Consider the following 19,069-nt stretch of genomic DNA (forward strand, 5'->3'; position numbering starts at 1 on the left):
TAACACATTATATCATATATAGTAACACAATGAGGTAACAAGAAAAGGGATCAGCTTTTGAGCTGCTCCACTTCTTCTTGGGTCATTTCTTCACGCCAAATCGTTGCTCCCAAACCTGAAAGTTTTTCAACAAGATGGCTATATCCGCGATCGATATGTTCAAGCCCAGTCACTTCTGTAATCCCTTCAGCCATTAAACCGGCAATTACAAGGGCCGCTCCGGCACGTAAATCACTTGCTTTCACTTTTGCCCCATGAAGTTGGACAGGACCATCGACGATGCCCGCTCTGCCCTCGACTTTTATCTTCGCATTCATGCGTCGCAGTTCATCAATATGCTTAAATCGTGCCCCGTATATCGTATCGGTCACCATGCTAGAACCGGTTGCTTTTGTTAAGAGGGAAGTGAAAGGTTGCTGAAGATCCGTTGGGAACCCAGGGTAAACCAATGTCTTGATATCAACGGATTTATATTGTTCTCCCGGTGAGACAAATATCTGGTCATCACCCGCTTCAATATTAATCCCCATTTCCCTCAATTTGGCGGTCAATGACTCCAAATGCTGGGGAATGACATTATCAATCAAGATTCCTTCTCCGACAGCAGCGGCTAAAATCATGAAAGTGCCGGCTTCAATCCGATCCGGTATGATCGTATGCTTGCACCCATGCAAACTTTCCACACCATCAATACGAATGATATCCGTTCCTGCACCCTTTATTTTCGCTCCCATATTGGTCAACAATGTGGCGACATCGATGATTTCCGGTTCTTTCGCAGCATTTTCAATTACAGTGCGGCCTTTGGCCAAAACGGCGGCAAGCATGATATTGATCGTTGCCCCTACACTAACGACATCCAAATATATGCGTGCTCCCCTTAGCTCGTCCGCCCTAAGGTAAATGGCTCCTTGTTCATTCGTCACTTGTGCGCCCAGTGCTTCGAACCCCTTAATATGCTGATCTATCGGGCGAGGTCCTAAATGGCAGCCTCCAGGCAAGCCGATCACTGCCTTTTTGAATTTACCAAGCATTGCCCCCATTAAATAATAAGAGGCACGTAACTTCTTGACCCTACCATTGGGAAGAGGCATTGAAATCATCCTGCTGGGGTTGACTGTCATTTCGCCTTCATCAAAGGATACCTCACCGCCAATTTCCTCCATTAACGCTTTCAGCATCTGTACATCCGAGATATCAGGCAGGCCTTCAATCGTTACGGGAGAGTCCGCTAAAATCGTTGCAGGAATAAGGGCGACCGCACTATTTTTTGCTCCACTGACACGAATGCTTCCCTTTAGAGGATAGCCACCGGCAATTTTAAGTTTTTCCATAATAAACTCCCTTCCACGCTAAGCACTTAGAAGCTACTTCCAAAAAGTAATATTTTACCACAAGAAAATTGCATAATCCGACAACATTTACTATCTAGTTCTTTAGTTTACACAAAAGTAGAAAAATCATGTAAAAAAAGATAAAAATTTCTAATTTATGTTAATTTTATTTAAAACAGTGCAATCTATAGCGACTTAGCGGCAAGGCATTATGCTTCAGTACGTGAATTCCAATCGTTCAAGAAAGCTTCAATTCCTTTATCCGTTAATGGGTGGTGGAATAATTGCATTAAAACTTTATAAGGGATCGTTGCAATATGTGCCCCTTTAAGAGCCGCCTCAGTAATATGCATCGGATGGCGGATGGAAGCTGCAATGATCTCGGCATTGATATCATGGATCGCGAATATGTCAGCAATATCCGAAATTAAATCCAAACCATTTTGGCCGATGTCATCCAAGCGTCCTAAAAATGGTGATACATAAGTTGCTCCTGCCCTAGCTGCCAATAATGCTTGGTTTGCACTGAAAATAAGGGTGACATTTGTTTTGACACCTTGTTTTGTAAGTGCTGTAACAGCCTTCAAACCGTCTGGAGTCATTGGTACTTTAATCGTGATATTAGGTGCAATCGCAACAAGTTCTTTGGCTTCAGCCATCATTCCTTCAAAATCAAGCGCAATGACTTCTGCAGAAACGGATTCCTTAACAAGGCTTGTGATTTCTTTTAGCCGGTCATGGAAAGAAACTCCCTTTTCTCTTGCAACAAGGGACGGGTTAGTCGTAACTCCAGCTAAAACGCCCAGTTCGTGCGCTTGTTTGATTTCTTCCATGTTTGCTGTATCTATAAAGAATTTCATAAAATAGCCTCCGTATGTAATCGATTTTTTCTTTCTCTATATGCATCTGAATTCTAATTCTTCAAAAAATGGAGCTCGGATTCAGCCCTGCATCTAAAAGAAACCATTAGGGGGGTGCCCCCCCCCCCAATGGAAACATTACCTATGGCATCTTACATGCAAAGGGATGGAACCCTTATGTTGCAGTTGAAAAATTATGCTTTGCCGTTTGAACCAAATTCACGTATTTTACCGATAACAGTTTCTTTAATAGCTTCACGGCCAGGAACCATGAATTTACGAGGATCGTATACTTCAGCATCGTTATTCAGAACTTCACGAACAGCTTTTGTGAACACAATTTGATTTTCCGTATTCACATTGATTTTTGATGTTCCAAGAGAAATCGCTTTTTGGATATCTTTCGTAGGAATGCCTGTACCGCCATGAAGAACAAGAGGTTTGTTCGTTAAGTCCCGTACTTCTTCCATTTCTTTATAGCCTAGGTCAGGTTCACCTTTGTACGGTCCGTGAACGGATCCCAATGCTGGTGCAAAACAGTCGACATTCGTTTCTTTAACTAACTGTTCACATTCTTGAGGATCTGCATATACGACTCCATCAGCAATTACATCATCTTCTTGTCCGCCAACCGTGCCCACTTCCGCTTCAACCGAAACATTTCGTGCGTGAGCGAATTCGACAACCTTCTTGGTTGTTTCGATATTTTCTTCGATCGGGTGATGTGAAGCATCGATCATTACTGAAGTGAATCCAGCTTCGATAGCCTCTTTACATTTATCAAAACTTGAACCATGGTCAAGGTGAATGGCCACAGGAACAGTGATTTTCATGTCTTCCAACAATCCTTGAACCATCATCACAGTCGTTTTAAAACCACCCATATGACGGGCAGCTCCTTCGGAAACACCAAGGATGACCGGAGATTTTTCTTGTTCTGCAGCAGCTAGAATAGCTTGAGTCCATTCAAGGTTGTTGATATTGAATTGACCTACTGCATATTTTTCATCAAGGGCTTTATTGAGCATATCTTTCATAGAAACTAAAGGCATTTGATTTCCTCCTACTAGTGGATGTTATTATTTTTAAAGTTAATTCTTTCTAGATATTCCCTAAAACGAAAGTAGCATACGCTTATAAATCAGAATATCTCTCCTCTTTTAGCATATCAATACATCAAAAAAACAGCAACAAATACACTATACCGAGCCTCAAATTTTATTCCAAAAAAACACGGCCCATCTAAAAAAAGATAGCCGCAGCAATTACTCCATCAATAACATTAAATTTTCAAGACCGTTAACTTGATTGAATTGGTAAGTATTCACGAACGGCTTTTCTAATATCATCAATATCAAACGGTTTTGCAAAGTGTGTCATTGCACCTAAATCCTTTGCTTCTTGAATCATATCAAGTTCACCATATGCCGTCATGATTATGACCCGGATGTCCGGATCGACGACTTTCATCCTTTTCAAGATCTCAATGCCGTCCATTCCCGGAATCTTCATATCCAGCAATACAAGATCAGGCGAATGATTATTTAGCACTTCCAAGGCTTGAATGCCATTAGCGGCTTGAAATGTTTCATACCCTTCTTTATGTAAAACCTCGTTCAATAAAATACGAATCCCGAATTGATCATCAACAATCAATATTTTCCCTGGCATTTTATCACCTCTCCCCTTCCCGATTCATCCATTAACTATTTAGCCTATTCGGCCATATTACCCGAAAAAGGGTAGTTACATAGATTGCGTCAAATGACTTTTATGTCCAACGCATTTATTGTTCATATTCGATAATTGTAACAAAATTCCTGCTGTATGGCTAAAGGGAATTTTAATTTTTTTGTTTTTTCGACCGATTTAGTAAATTCAGCCCTTCCGGTCAAAAGCCCTGAAACCTGTCATTGCAAAGGAAAGTCCATTATAATAAATATATTATTTTTTAAAGGAGTCCCTGACCATGTTAAAAATTTTCTCGACACAGATAAGCGGTTTATTTAAGAAAATGATTGAAAATGAAGCCTTTGAAATGGAGGATGCCGGACGCTTGCTGGCTCAGGCTGCGGTTGGGGACGGTTCTGTGTTCATTCACGGTTTTGGTGAAATGCAGGGCGTCACTGCAGAGGCTTTGGATGGGGCAGAACCCTTCCCTAAGGCAAAAAGATATGAATTAGGAGAAACTATTTCCAGGGAAGATCGATTTCTCATATTCAGCCGCCATTCGGATGATACAGAAGCATTGTTGCTGGCAAAACAACTCAAGGAAAAAGATATCCCATTTGTTGCGGTTTCCACATCCGTCCCTTCTGAAGAAGATTCTCTTTCGGAGTTGGCTGACGTTCATATTGATTTACGCATCCAACGTGGATTGATTCCCGATGAAACCGGAAACCGATATGGGTACCCTACCCTCATTACCGCTCTTTTCGCTTATTATGGGATTAAATTCACTCTTGAAGAAATCATAAAAGAGTATGAAGAAGAATGATTATCCATCTAAAAAAAACAGCCACATGGGCTGTTTCAGACTGTAGGCAAACTCGACGAAAATCGAGTTTGCCTACAGTTTTTTTGAGAGTTTGTCGATTGGAACTAAGGCACGCGCTTTCCACGGGCGATCCGCCCTCGGCGCCTTTGCGCCTGTGGGGATTTCCCTTGAACGCGTTTTTCCGGCAGGAGTCTCGCACACCCGCTCCAATCATCTTTGTTTTAACATTTAGAACGCATATTGCCTACAGGCTTTTTTGGTTTAAACTAAAAAATCAAAAAGGTTTCGGAATGAAACCATTCCAAAACCTTTTTGTCTACAAACTGTATCAGCCACACGTGCTGATTTTTTTGTTTATTAAAGTTTTTCGCTGCGCTTTAAAGACATACCGACAAAGTCACGGAACAACGGCTGCGGACGGTTAGGACGTGACGTGAATTCCGGATGGAATTGAGAAGCCACAAACCAAGGATGATCCTTCAATTCAACGATTTCAACTAGACGGCCATCTGGACTTGTACCGGAGAAGACGAATCCTGCCTCTTCCATAGCCTGACGGTAGTGGTTATTGAATTCATAACGGTGACGGTGACGTTCATAAACAACCTCGTCATTATACGCTTCGTATGCTTTAGTTCCTTCGATAAGCTTACATGGATACAGACCAAGACGCAGTGTACCGCCTAAATCTTCCACATCCTTCTGCTCAGGAAGAAGATCGATGATTGGATCTGGAGTATCCTCCTTAATTTCAGCTGAGTGTGCTTCTGGCAATCCCAGAACGTTGCGTGCATACTCAATGGACGCCAACTGCATGCCTAAGCAAATTCCGAAGAATGGTTTTTTTGTCGTACGGGCAAATTCGGTCGCTGCAATTTTCCCTTCGATTCCACGATCTCCAAAACCTCCAGGGACAAGGATTCCATCTGCATCTTGAAGAAGTTCAGCAACATTTTCTTTAGTTACATCTTCGGAATTCACCCAGTCGATTTCAACATCTGCATCAAATGCGTAACCTGCATGCTTAAGTGCTTCCACTACAGAAAGATAAGCATCTTGCAATTCAACATATTTTCCGACTAAAGCGATTTTCGTTTTCTTTGATAAAGAAGTAACCTTCTTGACTAGTTCCTTCCAATCTTCCATATCCGCTTCGCCACAGTCCAATTGCAAGTGATCACAAACGATTTGGTCCATATTTTGTGCTTGAAGCGCAAGAGGGATGGAGTAAAGAGTATCCGCATCAAGACATTCGATGACGGAATTTTTATCGATATCGCAGAATAAGGCGATTTTATCCTTCATATCTTGTGAAATTGGACTTTCCGTACGTGCAACGATGATATTCGGCTGAATGCCTAGACTGCGTAATTCTTTTACACTATGCTGTGTCGGTTTTGTTTTCATTTCACCAGCAGCTTTGATGTAAGGAACCAGTGTACAGTGGATATACATAACATTATTGATGCCGATATCACTCTTGATTTGGCGAATCGCCTCAAGGAATGGAAGAGACTCTATATCCCCTACAGTACCGCCGATTTCAGTGATGACTATATCGGCATTCGTTTCATTGCCTGAACGGAAAACCCGTTCTTTAATTTCATTCGTAATATGTGGAATGACTTGAACTGTTCCACCTAGATAATCGCCACGGCGTTCTTTTCTCAGGACGGTTGAATAAATTCTGCCTGTTGTCACATTGCTGTGTTTGCCAAGGTTGATATCAATGAAACGCTCATAGTGCCCCAAATCCAAATCCGTTTCAGCACCGTCATCCGTTACAAACACTTCACCGTGTTGGTATGGACTCATAGTACCTGGATCCAAGTTGATATAAGGGTCAAACTTCTGGATCGTAACATTCAATCCCCTATTTTTTAATAATCTACCTAAAGAAGCGGCCGTTATCCCTTTTCCCAAGGAAGAAACTACTCCACCTGTCACAAAAATATATTTTGTCATCTTATATCCTCCTATAGAATATTTTCTTCCAATTCTGTTCTTTACATCATTAAATCGGAACTAAAATCAAATCTTCCGCCACATGAGCGGTTAAAAGCTAAAAACCGTAAACCAGTACAAACCATTAATCACTTAAAGGTCTTTAGTGAGAGTCATGCAGGATACATGAACAAGAATAAATTTCCTTAAATGACAGTAAACATAAATACATTCTCTATAGTTTTTACAATTCTACGAGAAATCATTTTTAAAAATAAAAAAATGATGTCATTTATTCATTCCATCATTAAAAACAAAAACGCTCCGCTTACAATAAAAGTAAGGGAGCGATATAATTTAATCATTGTGTCCTTTTTTAAGGAGCCCAAAAATGATTCTACAAATTTCGCCTCAAAAAGTCAAGGGCGATTATTTATTTCTCATCGTCTTCTTCCACGTCATCCAAGTCATCTTCATCTTCATCTTCGTCCTCGTCATCTTCCAGGACAAATGCATCATCTTCGATTATTTCTTCTTCCAGATCGTCGTCATCATCCACGTCATCATCCAAAAGCACTTCGTCGATGACTGGAGTACCTAGAATATCATCATCGTCATCATCTTCATCCTCGTCCAGTTCATCGATGTCTTCTTCAAAGTCAAGATCTTCATCTTCAAGTTCATCGAAATCGTCGATAACGGCGGCAGCCTTTTTGGCTTTCTTTTTCTTTTTAGGTTTTACAACATGTACGACTTCTTCTTCGATTTGGTCAACAGGGTACCATGTTTTCAATCCCCAGCGGTTGTCCCCAAGTGAAGTAAAGCGGCCATCCACATTTAAATCCGTATAAAATTGTGCAATTTTCTTTTCCACTTCCGCTTTGGATAAATGGTGCAGCGAAGCTAATTCACTTATTAAGTCTTTAAATGGAATCGGTTCATTTCTTTCCACTAACAAATCATATGCCATCTCTATTAAGGACATTTCCAATAATTGCTCTTTTGAGTATTGTTTTAAACTCAAATTCCGCACTTCCCTTCTCTATTCAAACACTGAATTCCGTGTTTTTTCACAAAAAAATAATCTAAAACAGTAGTTCGATAAAATAACGACAATTCCTGCTAGACATATAATCCATTATAAACAATCTAAATGGGTTTATGCTAGTTCTATCTGATACTTTCACAGATTTACCTTATTGTCTATCATTCAGGAAACCAAAAGCTAAAAATCATTCACTTTCCTTTTTCGATTTCTGTCGATAGGCTGCCGTAAAAAAGACAACAGTCAGGATAAAAAAAGAGATGGCGCCCAATTGATGCTCATACAGCTCAAATAAAATAATGATGGCAAGAATGTAACCTATGATCAATCCAATCATTTTCAGGTTCATTTTCTCAACTCCAATAGGGCTGATTCTTCATTTTTGCCCCTTTTCCAAATAATTATAAGGTAAAATCTTCATTTTGTTGGAAATTATTTAAAAAAGAGGCCCCTTAACGTTCGGAGCCCCCTTCTTAGTTTACATATTTCTTCGATATTGACCGCCTACATCATACAGCGCCCTCGTTATCTGACCCAGACTGGCCACTCTGACACATTTCATGAGTTCAGCAAAGATATTTTCCCCATTCATGGCTGCCTTTTTCAGTTTAGTTAGCGCCTCATCCGTGAACTCCTTATTTCTTTCCTGGAATGCACGGAGATTCTTGATTTGTCCTTCCTTTTCTTCCTTTGTTGCACGGGCAATTTCCATGCTGTTCACTGCTTCTTCGGAAGGTGGATTTGGGTTCAAATACGTATTGACACCAATGATCGGCAATTCTCCCGTATGCTTTTTCATTTCGTAATGCATCGATTCATCCTGGATTTTGCCGCGCTGATACTGTGTCTCCATCGCACCCAGAACGCCGCCTCGATCATTGATGCGATCGAACTCTTGCAGTACAGCCTCTTCAACCAGATCCGTCAATTCCTCTACGATGAAGGCACCTTGCATCGGGTTTTCATTTTTTGAGAGCCCATGCTCCTTTGTAATGATCATTTGTATGGCCATTGCCCGGCGCACGGATTCTTCAGTAGGCGTCGTGATGGCTTCATCGTACGCATTAGTATGCAAGGAGTTACAATTGTCCTGTAGCGCCATTAAAGCCTGAAGTGTCGTTCTTATATCATTGAAATCAATTTCTTGCGCATGAAGGGAGCGCCCAGAAGTCTGGATATGGTATTTGAGCTTCTGGCTACGGTCGTTCGCACCATATTTATCCCTCATGACCGTTGCCCAAATCCTTCTTGCCACCCTCCCGATAACCGTATATTCCGGGTCGAGCCCATTCGAGAAGAAGAACGACAAATTCGGGGCAAAGTCATCAATATTCATTCCGCGACTTAAATAATATTCGATGTAAGTAAAGCCATTCGCCAATGTAAAAGCCAGCTGTGAAATGGGATTGGCACCCGCTTCCGCAATATGATAGCCAGAAATGGATACAGAGTAGTAGTTCCTGACTTTCCGATCGATGAAATATGCTTGAATGTCCCCCATTAATCTTAAAGCAAATTCCGTAGAGAAGATGCATGTATTCTGACCCTGGTCCTCTTTCAGAATATCCGCTTGAACAGTTCCGCGTACCGTTTGAAGGGTATAAGCCTGCACTTCTTCAGCTTCTGCCTCCGTAAGGGGACGGCCTAACTCTTCTTCCTTCCGTTGAATCTGCTGATCGACCGCCGTATTCATATACATGGCCAAAATGATTGGTGCCGGTCCATTGATGGTCATGGATACAGAGGTAGAGGGGTGGCAAAGGTCAAAGCCTGCATACAGCTTTTTCATGTCATCCAACGTACAGATGCTGACTCCGCTTTCCCCTACCTTTCCATAGATATCAGGCCGATGATCGGGATCCTCGCCATATAAAGTTACCGAATCAAAAGCCGTACTTAGCCGTTTAGCATTATCATCCTTTGACAAATAATGAAAACGCCTATTGGTTCGGTCGGGCGACCCTTCACCGGCAAATTGCCGCTTCGGGTCTTCACCTTCACGCTTGAATGGAAAGACTCCCGCTGTGTATGGAAAGAAGCCCGGAACGTTCTCACGGAATACCCATCCTAAGATCTCTCCATAATCCACATATTTAGGCAGTGATACTCTCGGAATCATTAAACCTGATAAACTTTTAGTTTTCAGCTTTGTGACGATTTCTTTATCCCTGACCTTCGTTACAAACTGCTCCCCTGCATACTTTTCTTTTAATTCCATCCATCCAGAAAGGATTTTTTTAGATTCAGGTGATAAATTCGAAGCGGTTTCCTTTTTCAGTTTTTCTAAAGAAGCCACCATATCTTCGTTGTTATCATTTTCCTTAATTGCATCAATTGCTCCTTCAAGCTGGAAAAGCCTGCGGGCAATACGTACTTGTTCAGCCGCACGCTTATGGTACGATCTGACCGTATCACTGATTTCACGTAAATAATACCGACGGTCAGTAGGGATGATGACATTTTGCTTGTAAACATCCGCTTCTTTCGAAAAGGCCGTACTCCAACCCGTCCCTGATTTTTCATTAAGCTTTTCGATCAGTGCAGCGAATAAAGCATTGGTGCCTGGGTCATTGAATTGGGAAGCGATTGTACCGTATACTGGCATTTCAGATGGATCTTGATCAAAAAGAGTACGGCTTCTTTGGTATTGCTTTTGAACTTGGTTTTTTGCATCCTCCGAGCCTTTGCGCTCGTATTTGTTAATGACTATCAAGTCCGCATAATCAATCATATCTATTTTTTCAAGTTGCGAAGGAGCACCGAATTCACTCGTCATTACATACATGGATACATCGCATATCTCGGCAATTTCTGCATCACCTTGACCAATTCCGCTCGTTTCGACAATGATTAAATCGAAGCCAGCTGCCTTCACGACTGAAATGGCATCTTTTATCGCCAAAGACAACTCACTTTTTGAATGGCGTGTGGCTAGGCTCCGCATATAAACACGCTCTGAAAAGATCGAGTTCATTCTGATCCTGTCACCAAGCAGGGCACCGCCCGTTTTCTGTTTGGTCGGGTCTACAGATAGAATGGCGACTCTCTCGTCTGGAATTTCGTTAATGAACCTTCGTATCAATTCATCAGTCAATGAACTTTTTCCAGCACCGCCAGTCCCTGTAATCCCTAAAACAGGAACCTTCTTTTCGGAAGTCTTGATCTGCTCAAAAAGACTCTCCACCGCAGCCGCTGATTCCTGTGAAGCATCGAGTCTGTTTTCGGCAAAGGTAATGAATTGGGCAATGGCATTTGTCCCACCTGCAATCAATTCATCAAAACGTTCCTGTAAAGATGGTTTGACCGTCGAGAAATCACACTCTTCCATCAATACGTTTATCATTCCTTGAAGCCCATATTCCCGCCCTTCATCAGGAGAAAAGATCCGGGCAATCCCATAATCATGGAGTTCTTTAATTTCCCTTGGGATGATGACCCCGCCACCTCCGGCAAAAATCCGAATGTGCCCGGCTCCCTTTTCCTTCAGCAGGTCATACATATATTTAAAATATTCCACATGTCCGCCTTGGTAAGATGACATGGCTATGCCTTGAACATCTTCCTGGATGGCCGCATTCACGATCTCTTCTACCGAACGATTATGACCTAGGTGAATGACCTCTGCCCCGCTGGATTGAAGGATTCTCCTCATAATATTGATAGATGCATCATGTCCATCAAATAAACTCGAAGCTGTAACGAATCTAATATGATTCTTCGGTTTATACACCTCAACTGTACTCATTTGGCTCCTCCTTATTGAAACTTATTTATATCATTGCTTGTTGTAAGCGATGCATTTTGAATCAATAATTGTGTCTGCAGTTCAACATACTCTTGAAGCGTATACTGTTTATGCAATGCCCACCTTCTAAAACTCCACATCTGTCCCTGAACGAAAATGTTATGTGAAACAAGGCTTATTTGTTTTTCCGTCAACGATAGCTCCCCATTCTCGACACATTTCGTTATCACCTTTTCGAACATGCCCACCATTCGAATCTCTTTGTTGAGAACATATGGTAAAGCATCTTTCGTCAGGGCTTTCACTTCCTGATACATGACCAGCACTTCGTCCTGCATATCATCCATCACTTTATAAAAATAGGCGATCGTCAGCTTCAAACTTTCAAGTGTCCCATCACTCTGTTCTATTTCTTTCTGAAGCTTTTCCTGGACTTCATCATAGATAAAGTCACAAACGAGATATAATATATCTTCCTTGGTTCGGATATACTCGTATAACGTGCCGATACTAAAGCCGGCCGCTTTAGCAATTTCCCTGGTGGTCGTACGGTGAAATCCCTTTTCCTTAAAAAGGTTCACCGCTCCTTTAATCATTTGTGTACGCCTTTTTTCAACCAGCCGCTCATCCTTTACAGATGCAAGAACTTCTCTTTTTTCCATTTTAAAACTCCTTTTAAAAAGCCCATCATTCAATTGCCAAAAACATTCTTCTGAATAAATTGAAAAGGGAATTCCGGTAAGGGCAGCGCCTCATCGGAAAACCTCAGTTTCAATCCTATTTAGTAATCATCCGTGAGATGACAAGCTTTTGAATTTCCTGTGTGCCTTCGTAAATCTGGGTTATTTTCGCATCGCGCATATAACGCTCTACTGGATAATCTTTTGTATATCCATAGCCTCCGAAAACCTGCACGGCTTCCGTCGTCACTTTCATTGCTGTATCTCCAGCAAAAAGTTTGGACATGGCCGACTCTTTTCCATAAGGAAGGCCCACTGATTCCAGCCAGGCAGCCTGATAGGTTAATAGCCTTGAAGCCTCAACACCCGTTGCCATATCCGCCAATTTAAAACCGATTCCTTGCTGTGCAGAAATTGGCTTGCCGAATTGGACGCGCCCTTTTGCATAATCAACTGCGGCATCCAATGCACCTTGGGCTATGCCTACAGCCTGGGCTGCAATTCCATTACGGCCGCCATCAAGCGTCATCATCGCAATTTTAAAGCCTTCTCCTTCTTTTCCAAGGAGATTTTCTTTAGGCACCCGACACTCATCAAAGATGATTTCCGTGGTCGGTGATGAACGGATTCCCAGCTTCTTCTCCTTTTTACCAACACTGAAGCCCGGGAAGTCCTTTTCAATGATAAAAGCACTCGTTCCTTTTTGTTTCGATTCAGGATCCGTCAATGCGAAGACGACATATGTATCAGCAATCCCGCCGTTCGTAATGAAGATTTTTGAACCGCTGATAATATATTCATCACCTACAAGCTTTGCAGTCGTTCTCATACCGCCTGCGTCCGAGCCTGAGCTAGGTTCCGTCAGGCCGTATGCACCTATTTTTTCACCCTGTGCCATCGGGCGAAGGTATTTTTGTTTTTGTTCCTCAGACCCAAATTTATATATAGGCCATCCTGCGAGCGAAGTATGGGCTGATAAAGTAACCCCGGTAGATGCGCAAACACGGGAAAGTTCCTCGATCGCTATGCAATACGCTAAGTAATCACTTCCAATTCCGCCGTATTCCTCAGGCCATGGAATCCCGGTCAATCCAAGCTCAGCCATTTTGTCGAAGATCTCACGGTCAAATCGTTCTTCTTCATCCCTCTCGGCAGCAGTAGGAGCCACTTCATTCTGGGCAAAATCCCGCACCATTTTCCTGATCATTTCATGTTCTTCCGTTAGTTTGAATTGCATGATAATAGTCCTCCAAATTTTTAATAATTATAGATTCTTACTGATGACCATTCTCTGTATTTCGCTGGTTCCCTCATAAATTTCAGTTACCTTTGCATCCCTGAAATATCGTTCGACCGGATATTCCGTCGTATATCCATAGCCTCCGAACACTTGGACCGCTTCGATCGCCACCTCGACAGCCGTCCTCGAAGCAAATAACTTAGCCATTGCCGCCTCTTTACCGCAATTCAATCCCTGCGAGCGTAAATAAGCCGCCCGATAAACGAGTAATCTTGAAGCTTCTATGTTCGTTGCCATTTCGGACAGCTTGAAACCAATTCCTTGCTGTGCCGCAATAGGTTTGCCGAATTGCACCCTGCCTTTTGCATATTGGACAGCATGTTCCATGGCACCCTCGGCAATTCCCAATGCTTGAGCGGCAATCCCGATCCTTCCGGCATCCAAGTTGGCCATTGCGATCTTAAAGCCTTCACCTTCCTTGCCAAGGAGATTGGCTGCAGGGACTTTCATATCCTCGAACGTTACCTGCACGGTGCTCGAACCATGAAGACCCATTTTACGTTCATCTTTACCGATGATTAAGCCTGGGGTTCCTTTTTCTACGACAAAAGCAGAGATTCCCTTGCTTCCCTTCTGAGGGTCGGTTGAAGCAAATACAATAAACACATCCGCTTCCCCACCATTAGTGATAAAAACCTTGGACCCATTTATTCGATATTCTCCGCCTTCCTTTACTGCCACTGCCTTCGATTTCAAACTCGCAGCATCGGAACCTGAGCTTTGCTCAGTCAAGCAAAAGGCACCTAAATATTTACCAGCGGCTAACTTAGGCACATACTTTCGCTTCTGCTCTTCCGTTCCAAAATAAACGATTGGATTTGTTCCAACAGAAGTATGAACGGACAGTATGACACCGAGAGTTGGACTTACTTTGGAAATCTCATTGATGGCGATGATATAAGACATGAAGTCCATACCCGCGCCACCGTATTCTTCAGAAATCGGAATTCCCATCAAACCAAGCTCACCCATCTTTTGCAGAATCGTTTTTGGAAACACGCCTGTTTCCATTGCCTCGATATGAGGAGTGATCTCATTCTCCGCAAAAGCGCTTACCATTTTCCGCATCATTTCCTGTTCTTCGGTAAACTTGAAATCCATCCTTCATCCCTCCCTAGCTGCACATCTTTCTATGATAAGTTATATTCGTAAAAACCCCGTCCTGATTTCTTGCCTAGCCACCCAGCTTTTACATATTTCCTTAACAGCGGACAAGGCCTGTACTTATCGTCTCCGAGCCCTTGGTGAAGGGTTTCCATAATGTACAAGCATGTGTCTAGCCCAATGAAGTCAGCTAGCGTAAGCGGGCCCATCGGATGGTTCATTCCCAGCTTCATTACGTCATCAATCGCCTCTTTAGTGGCGACGCCCTCATAAAGTGTATAAATGGCCTCATTGATCATCGGCATCAAAATCCGATTCGCCACGAAACCTGGAAAATCATTGACTTCCACCGGTACCTTGTTCAAGGATTCAGCCATCTCACCAACTTCTTTATAAACCTCATCCGATGTAGCAAGGCCACGGATGATCTCAACCAGCTTCATGACTGGAACTGGGTTCATAAAGTGCATGCCAATTACCTTTTCCGGCCTTTTCGTGGCTGCGGCTATCTCGGTAATCGGAAGCGAAGAAGTATTGGATGCAAGAATGACGTGTTGTGGCGTAATTTCATCCAACTCGGCGAATATTTTTGTTTTTATCTCCATGTTTTCCACAGCAGCTTCAATCACTAAATCCACCGCAGCCGCATTTTTCAAATCCGTCGATGAAGTCAAACGGGAAAGGATTGCATCTTTCTCCTCGGCTTCCATTTTCCCTTTTTCAACCTGCCGGGAAAGGTTCTTGGTAATTGTCCCTAACCCCTTTTCTACAAATTCATCTTTTAAATCGTGTAAAAGAACTTCATAACCGCTCATTGCACAAACCTGAGCAATCCCAGATCCCATCTGTCCCGCACCAATGACCATCACTTTTTGAATGCTCATGAAAACTCCTCCTCATTTATCTATGAAACTATTATCCTTGCTTAGGCACTTCAATTAAGATGGCATCTCCCTGACCGCCGCCACTGCAGATTGCTGCGATGCCCAATCCCCCTCCGCGGCGTTTCAGTTCATGCATTAACGTAATGATGATGCGGGCACCACTCGCCCCGATTGGGTGACCTAATGCTACAGCCCCTCCGTTTACATTCACTTTTCCCGGCTCGATGTTGGCAATTTTCCCACTGGCCAGTGCAACCGCTGCAAATGCTTCGTTCACTTCAAACAAATCAATTTCCTCTATCGATTTACCTGTCTTCTTCAGGAGTTCATTTATGACCAAACCTGGCGTTTTAGGGAAGTCCTTTGCTTCCACTGCCACTTCTGCATGAGCTAAAATATAGGCAAAAGGCGTTTTCCCTTCCTTTTCCGCACGTTCCTCACTCATCAATACGAGTGCACCTGCCCCATCATTGACACCTGGTGCATTACCTGCCGTAATGGTCCCCTCATTATTGAAAGCTGGACCTAATTTAGCTAACTTCCCGGCAGATGTATCTTTTCTTGGGGCTTCATCATGTTCGATGGTAATTGGTTCGCCTTTTCGCACCGGCACCTGTACGGAAATGATTTCTTCTGCAAGGATACCGCCATCGATTGCTTTTATCGCTTTTTGATGACTCTCGTAAGCCCAGCTATCTTGTTCCTCACGGGTGATTTCAAGATCCTCGGCAGTACTGTTTCCGTAAGTCCCCATATGAACGCCCGTAAAACTGCAGCTAAGTCCATCCGAAATCATCGTATCCTTCAGTTCTCCATCACCCATCCTTAGGCCCCACCTTGCTTTCGGAAGGATATATGGCGCATTGCTCATCGATTCCATTCCGCCGGCAACAATGATTTCTTCTTCACCTAAGCGAATGATCTGATCAGCCAATGTCACACTGCGAAGTCCTGATGCGCATACTTTATTAATGGTTTCCGTTTTCACTTCCCATGGCAATCCGGCATGACGGGCTGCCTGGCGGGACGGTATTTGGCCTTGGCCCGCTTGAAGCACATTCCCCATGATGACCTCATCTACTTGGCTGCCTTCAACCCCTGCCCGAACAAGTGCCTCTTTGATTGCTATTCCACCAAGTTGTGATGCCGTCAAACTGCTAAGACCGCCGCCAAATTTACCAAAAGGTGTTCTCACACCGCTAATAATCACTGTTTTCGCCATCATTATTTCCCCCTATAAGTAACATTGATTGAACGCTCGCTCAATTTGGAGTTAAAAAAATAGTGTTGTAAGCGCTTAATATTATATTATATTACACATTTTTCTCAAAAATGAAAATATTTAGTTTATAAACATTTAAAAAAATTGCCTGCTCCATTTATTTCATCCCCTATAAAAGAAGCAGGCAATTCCATTTTAAATTAAGAGGCTATCGGTTTATTTTCACCTATTACCGCTTTTTCGAGTAGTTCCGCTACATCATACGTTTTAACATTTTCCTCAACTTCCTTTGCTTTCGTCCCATCGGATAGCATGGTCAGGCAATAAGGACATCCGGAACTGATCACTGTTGGACTGACGGCCAGCGCTTGTTCGGTACGGGCCACATTAATGCGGTTACCTGTTTCCTCTTCCATCCACATCAAACCGCCTCCAGCTCCACAGCACATACCCTTTTCACGGTTACGCTCCATTTCAATAAGTTTCACACCTTCAATGGATTGTAAGATTTCACGCGGCGGGCTGTAAACTTCATTGTACCTTCCCAAGTAACAGGAATCGTGGAATGTAATCGTCTCATTCACCGGATACTGAGGGACCAACCTGCCTTCGCTGACAAGTTTGGCTAGCAATTCAGTATGGTGATACACTTCCGCTTCCAAGCCAAAATCCGGATACTCATTCTTAAAGATATTGTATGCATGCGGATCGATCGTAACGATTTTCTTTATTTCATTCTTCTGGAATTCTTCTATATTTTTCATTGCAAGCTCCTGGAAAACAAACTCATTACCCAATCGACGGGGAGTATCCCCTGAGTTTTTCTCCTTATTTCCGAGAATTGCAAATTTGACGCCTGCTTGATTCAATAATTTAGCAAAGGAAAGGGCAATCTTCTGGCTACGGTTATCGTACGACCCCATTGAACCTACCCAGAATAAATACTCGAATTCTTCGTCTGCCTTTTTTAATTCCTTCACGGTTGGGACGCTGACATCTTCCCGAAGGCTTCGCCAATCTTCTCTCTCTTTACGGTTCAGTCCCCACGGGTTTCCTTGACGTTCAATATTCGTCATGGCACGTTGCGCATCAGGATCAAGTCTGCCCTCCGTCAACACTAGATAACGGCGCATATCGATGATTTTGTCGACATGTTCATTCATTACCGGGCATTGATCTTCACAGTTCCGGCATGTGGTACAAGCCCAAAGTTCTTCTTCCGTAATGACTTCGCCAATCAGGCTCGGACTGTAAGCTTCTGTTGCAGCAGCTGATTCCTGCGCCCCCTGCGCGGCACCAGCCAAAGCGATCTTATTTCCTTTCGTATTCCCAAAAACAAAAGATGGCACCCATGGCTGTTTCGTTGTAACGGCAGCGCCTGTATTTGTTAAATGGTCACGCATCTTGATTATGATATCCATCGGTGACAGCATTTTCCCGGTACCTGTAGCCGGGCACATATTCGTACAGCGTCCGCACTCCACACAGGCATAGAGGTCCACCATTTGATATTGCGTCAAGTCTTCGATATATTTGGCACCGTAATATTGATTGCCTTCTTTGTCGAGAATCTCTTCTTCCAAATCTACCGGTTTCAATTTCCCGGGATTGTCCAGGCGATTCAAGAATACATTTATCGGACCGGCAATCAAGTGAGCATGCTTAGATTGCGGGATATAAACAAGGAAAGATAATATGATCAGTAAATGCAGCCACCAAGCTACATAAAAAACGACGGTTGCCGCGGTTGTCCCCATCCAGCCGAATAGGAAAGCGATGCTTGATGCGACTGGCTCTGACCAAGTTGCATCGTGTCCATGCCAGATCATTCCCATTCCATTCCCCAGCAATACGGTAATCATGATACCGGTAATGAAGATGACAACCAGACCTGCTTTGAAATCCCTCTTCAAGCGAACGAGCTTTTCGACATAACGGCGGTATGCCGCCCATAGGATTGCAACAAGAACAGTAAGCGTCACAATTTCCTGGAAGAAAGTAAAGGCCGGATAAAAAGGGCCAAACGGTAAATGCCACCCCGGTCTTAAGCCTTTAACGAAAAAGTCAAGTGCGCCAAATTGCACTAAGATGAAACCATAAAATAACAAGGCATGAATGATCCCGCTCTTTTTATCTTTAAAGAGCTTCTTCTGTCCAAATACATAAACCCCTATTTTAACAAGACGATCTTTCACACGGTTATCGAATTCCACTTTTTTGCCAAGTTTTATATAAGCTATACGAGTCTTTATCAAATAGACAAATAAACCGGCGGCGTAAGCGGTTACAAGCAGGAATGCAACTAAGTTGATCCACAGTAAGCCATTCATTTCCATGCAGTCTTTCCCCCTCTTTAGTAAATTGTAAAATGCCCTGTAATCATTTTGGGAAATTTGGCATTTTTCTGAAATTGATTAATTCCATTATATAATGAATGAGCATTCAGTCAACTTT

15 protein-coding genes are annotated in these 19,069 nt (G+C 42.9%); 1 reads left to right on the forward strand and 14 read right to left on the reverse strand.

What is annotated here, in order from left to right; translation table 11 throughout:
* Positions 1 to 50 precede the first annotated feature (50 nt).
* The 4 genes from J7E52_RS06425 to J7E52_RS06440 all read right to left on the reverse strand — a co-directional run bounded on the left by J7E52_RS06425 (position 51) and on the right by J7E52_RS06440 (position 3,865).
* Positions 51 to 1,334: a UDP-N-acetylglucosamine 1-carboxyvinyltransferase gene (locus J7E52_RS06425; protein WP_214744237.1), complete on the reverse strand. Its 1,284-nt coding sequence runs from the start codon at positions 1,332 to 1,334 to the stop codon at positions 51 to 53.
* Positions 1,335 to 1,543: 209 nt separating this feature from the next.
* Positions 1,544 to 2,194 carry a fructose-6-phosphate aldolase gene (fsa, locus tag J7E52_RS06430; RefSeq protein ID WP_214744239.1) on the reverse strand — a complete coding sequence of 217 codons (651 nt, stop codon included), beginning with the start codon at positions 2,192 to 2,194 and terminating at the stop codon, positions 1,544 to 1,546.
* Between the two features lie 194 nt (positions 2,195 to 2,388).
* Positions 2,389 to 3,246, reverse strand: coding sequence for a class II fructose-bisphosphate aldolase (locus J7E52_RS06435; protein ID WP_214744241.1), 858 nt, complete (start codon positions 3,244 to 3,246; stop codon positions 2,389 to 2,391).
* A gap of 247 nt (positions 3,247 to 3,493) precedes the next feature.
* Positions 3,494 to 3,865: a response regulator gene (locus J7E52_RS06440; protein WP_034315860.1), complete on the reverse strand. Its 372-nt coding sequence runs from the start codon at positions 3,863 to 3,865 to the stop codon at positions 3,494 to 3,496.
* 298 nt (positions 3,866 to 4,163) lie between these two features.
* On the opposite strand from J7E52_RS06440, the gene J7E52_RS06445 reads away from it, so the two are divergent.
* A complete protein-coding gene (locus J7E52_RS06445) occupies positions 4,164 to 4,691 on the forward strand; it encodes a DUF2529 domain-containing protein (RefSeq protein ID WP_214744243.1) in 528 nt (175 codons plus the stop codon).
* Positions 4,692 to 5,048: 357 nt separating this feature from the next.
* Here J7E52_RS06445 and J7E52_RS06450 read toward each other — a convergent pair whose 3' ends face one another.
* The 10 genes from J7E52_RS06450 to J7E52_RS06495 form a co-directional block, all read right to left on the reverse strand.
* Complete coding sequence (locus tag J7E52_RS06450; protein WP_214744246.1) at positions 5,049 to 6,656, reverse strand: CTP synthase; 1,608 nt, start codon at positions 6,654 to 6,656, stop codon at positions 5,049 to 5,051.
* Between the two features lie 412 nt (positions 6,657 to 7,068).
* Positions 7,069 to 7,659, reverse strand: coding sequence for a DNA-directed RNA polymerase subunit delta (gene rpoE, locus J7E52_RS06455; RefSeq protein ID WP_214744248.1), 591 nt, complete (start codon positions 7,657 to 7,659; stop codon positions 7,069 to 7,071).
* A gap of 208 nt (positions 7,660 to 7,867) precedes the next feature.
* Complete coding sequence (locus J7E52_RS06460; RefSeq protein WP_214744250.1) at positions 7,868 to 8,029, reverse strand: hypothetical protein; 162 nt, start codon at positions 8,027 to 8,029, stop codon at positions 7,868 to 7,870.
* Positions 8,030 to 8,158: 129 nt separating this feature from the next.
* Positions 8,159 to 11,425: a fused isobutyryl-CoA mutase/GTPase IcmF gene (icmF, locus tag J7E52_RS06465; protein WP_214744251.1), complete on the reverse strand. Its 3,267-nt coding sequence runs from the start codon at positions 11,423 to 11,425 to the stop codon at positions 8,159 to 8,161.
* A gap of 11 nt (positions 11,426 to 11,436) precedes the next feature.
* Positions 11,437 to 12,087 (reverse strand): TetR/AcrR family transcriptional regulator, encoded by a 651-nt coding sequence (locus tag J7E52_RS06470; RefSeq protein WP_214744253.1) that lies wholly within the window; start codon positions 12,085 to 12,087, stop codon positions 11,437 to 11,439.
* 115 nt (positions 12,088 to 12,202) lie between these two features.
* A complete protein-coding gene (locus tag J7E52_RS06475) occupies positions 12,203 to 13,342 on the reverse strand; it encodes an acyl-CoA dehydrogenase (RefSeq protein WP_214744255.1) in 1,140 nt (379 codons plus the stop codon).
* Between the two features lie 27 nt (positions 13,343 to 13,369).
* Positions 13,370 to 14,506, reverse strand: coding sequence for an acyl-CoA dehydrogenase (locus J7E52_RS06480; protein WP_214744258.1), 1,137 nt, complete (start codon positions 14,504 to 14,506; stop codon positions 13,370 to 13,372).
* Between the two features lie 29 nt (positions 14,507 to 14,535).
* Entirely contained in the window at positions 14,536 to 15,393 is an 858-nt protein-coding gene (locus J7E52_RS06485; RefSeq protein WP_214744260.1) for a 3-hydroxybutyryl-CoA dehydrogenase, read from the reverse strand.
* Positions 15,394 to 15,424: 31 nt separating this feature from the next.
* Positions 15,425 to 16,615, reverse strand: coding sequence for an acetyl-CoA C-acetyltransferase (locus J7E52_RS06490; RefSeq protein ID WP_214744521.1), 1,191 nt, complete (start codon positions 16,613 to 16,615; stop codon positions 15,425 to 15,427).
* Between the two features lie 200 nt (positions 16,616 to 16,815).
* Positions 16,816 to 18,945 (reverse strand): (Fe-S)-binding protein, encoded by a 2,130-nt coding sequence (locus J7E52_RS06495; RefSeq protein ID WP_214744523.1) that lies wholly within the window; start codon positions 18,943 to 18,945, stop codon positions 16,816 to 16,818.
* Positions 18,946 to 19,069: the final 124 nt, after the last annotated feature.

Origin of the sequence: Bacillus sp. ISL-34 (assembly GCF_018613325.1) — a bacterium.
Taxonomy (GTDB): domain Bacteria; phylum Bacillota; class Bacilli; order Bacillales; family DSM-1321; genus Peribacillus.

Excerpts from the sequence above, each read along its gene's own strand:
- J7E52_RS06435 (WP_214744241.1), bottom strand. The coding sequence starts at position 3,246 with ATGCCTTTAGTTTCTATGAAAGATATGCTCAATAAAGCCCTTGATGAA.
- J7E52_RS06445 (WP_214744243.1), top strand. The coding sequence starts at position 4,164 with ATGTTAAAAATTTTCTCGACACAGATAAGCGGTTTATTTAAGAAAATG.
- J7E52_RS06425 (WP_214744237.1), bottom strand. The coding sequence starts at position 1,334 with ATGGAAAAACTTAAAATTGCCGGTGGCTATCCTCTAAAGGGAAGCATT.
- fsa (WP_214744239.1), bottom strand. The coding sequence starts at position 2,194 with ATGAAATTCTTTATAGATACAGCAAACATGGAAGAAATCAAACAAGCG.
- J7E52_RS06490 (WP_214744521.1), bottom strand. The coding sequence starts at position 16,615 with ATGGCGAAAACAGTGATTATTAGCGGTGTGAGAACACCTTTTGGTAAA.
- J7E52_RS06460 (WP_214744250.1), bottom strand. The coding sequence starts at position 8,029 with ATGAACCTGAAAATGATTGGATTGATCATAGGTTACATTCTTGCCATC.
- J7E52_RS06480 (WP_214744258.1), bottom strand. The coding sequence starts at position 14,506 with ATGGATTTCAAGTTTACCGAAGAACAGGAAATGATGCGGAAAATGGTA.
- J7E52_RS06470 (WP_214744253.1), bottom strand. The coding sequence starts at position 12,087 with ATGGAAAAAAGAGAAGTTCTTGCATCTGTAAAGGATGAGCGGCTGGTT.
- J7E52_RS06485 (WP_214744260.1), bottom strand. The coding sequence starts at position 15,393 with ATGAGCATTCAAAAAGTGATGGTCATTGGTGCGGGACAGATGGGATCT.
- icmF (WP_214744251.1), bottom strand. The coding sequence starts at position 11,425 with ATGAGTACAGTTGAGGTGTATAAACCGAAGAATCATATTAGATTCGTT.
- J7E52_RS06475 (WP_214744255.1), bottom strand. The coding sequence starts at position 13,342 with ATGCAATTCAAACTAACGGAAGAACATGAAATGATCAGGAAAATGGTG.
- J7E52_RS06440 (WP_034315860.1), bottom strand. The coding sequence starts at position 3,865 with ATGCCAGGGAAAATATTGATTGTTGATGATCAATTCGGGATTCGTATT.
- J7E52_RS06450 (WP_214744246.1), bottom strand. The coding sequence starts at position 6,656 with ATGACAAAATATATTTTTGTGACAGGTGGAGTAGTTTCTTCCTTGGGA.
- J7E52_RS06495 (WP_214744523.1), bottom strand. The coding sequence starts at position 18,945 with ATGAATGGCTTACTGTGGATCAACTTAGTTGCATTCCTGCTTGTAACC.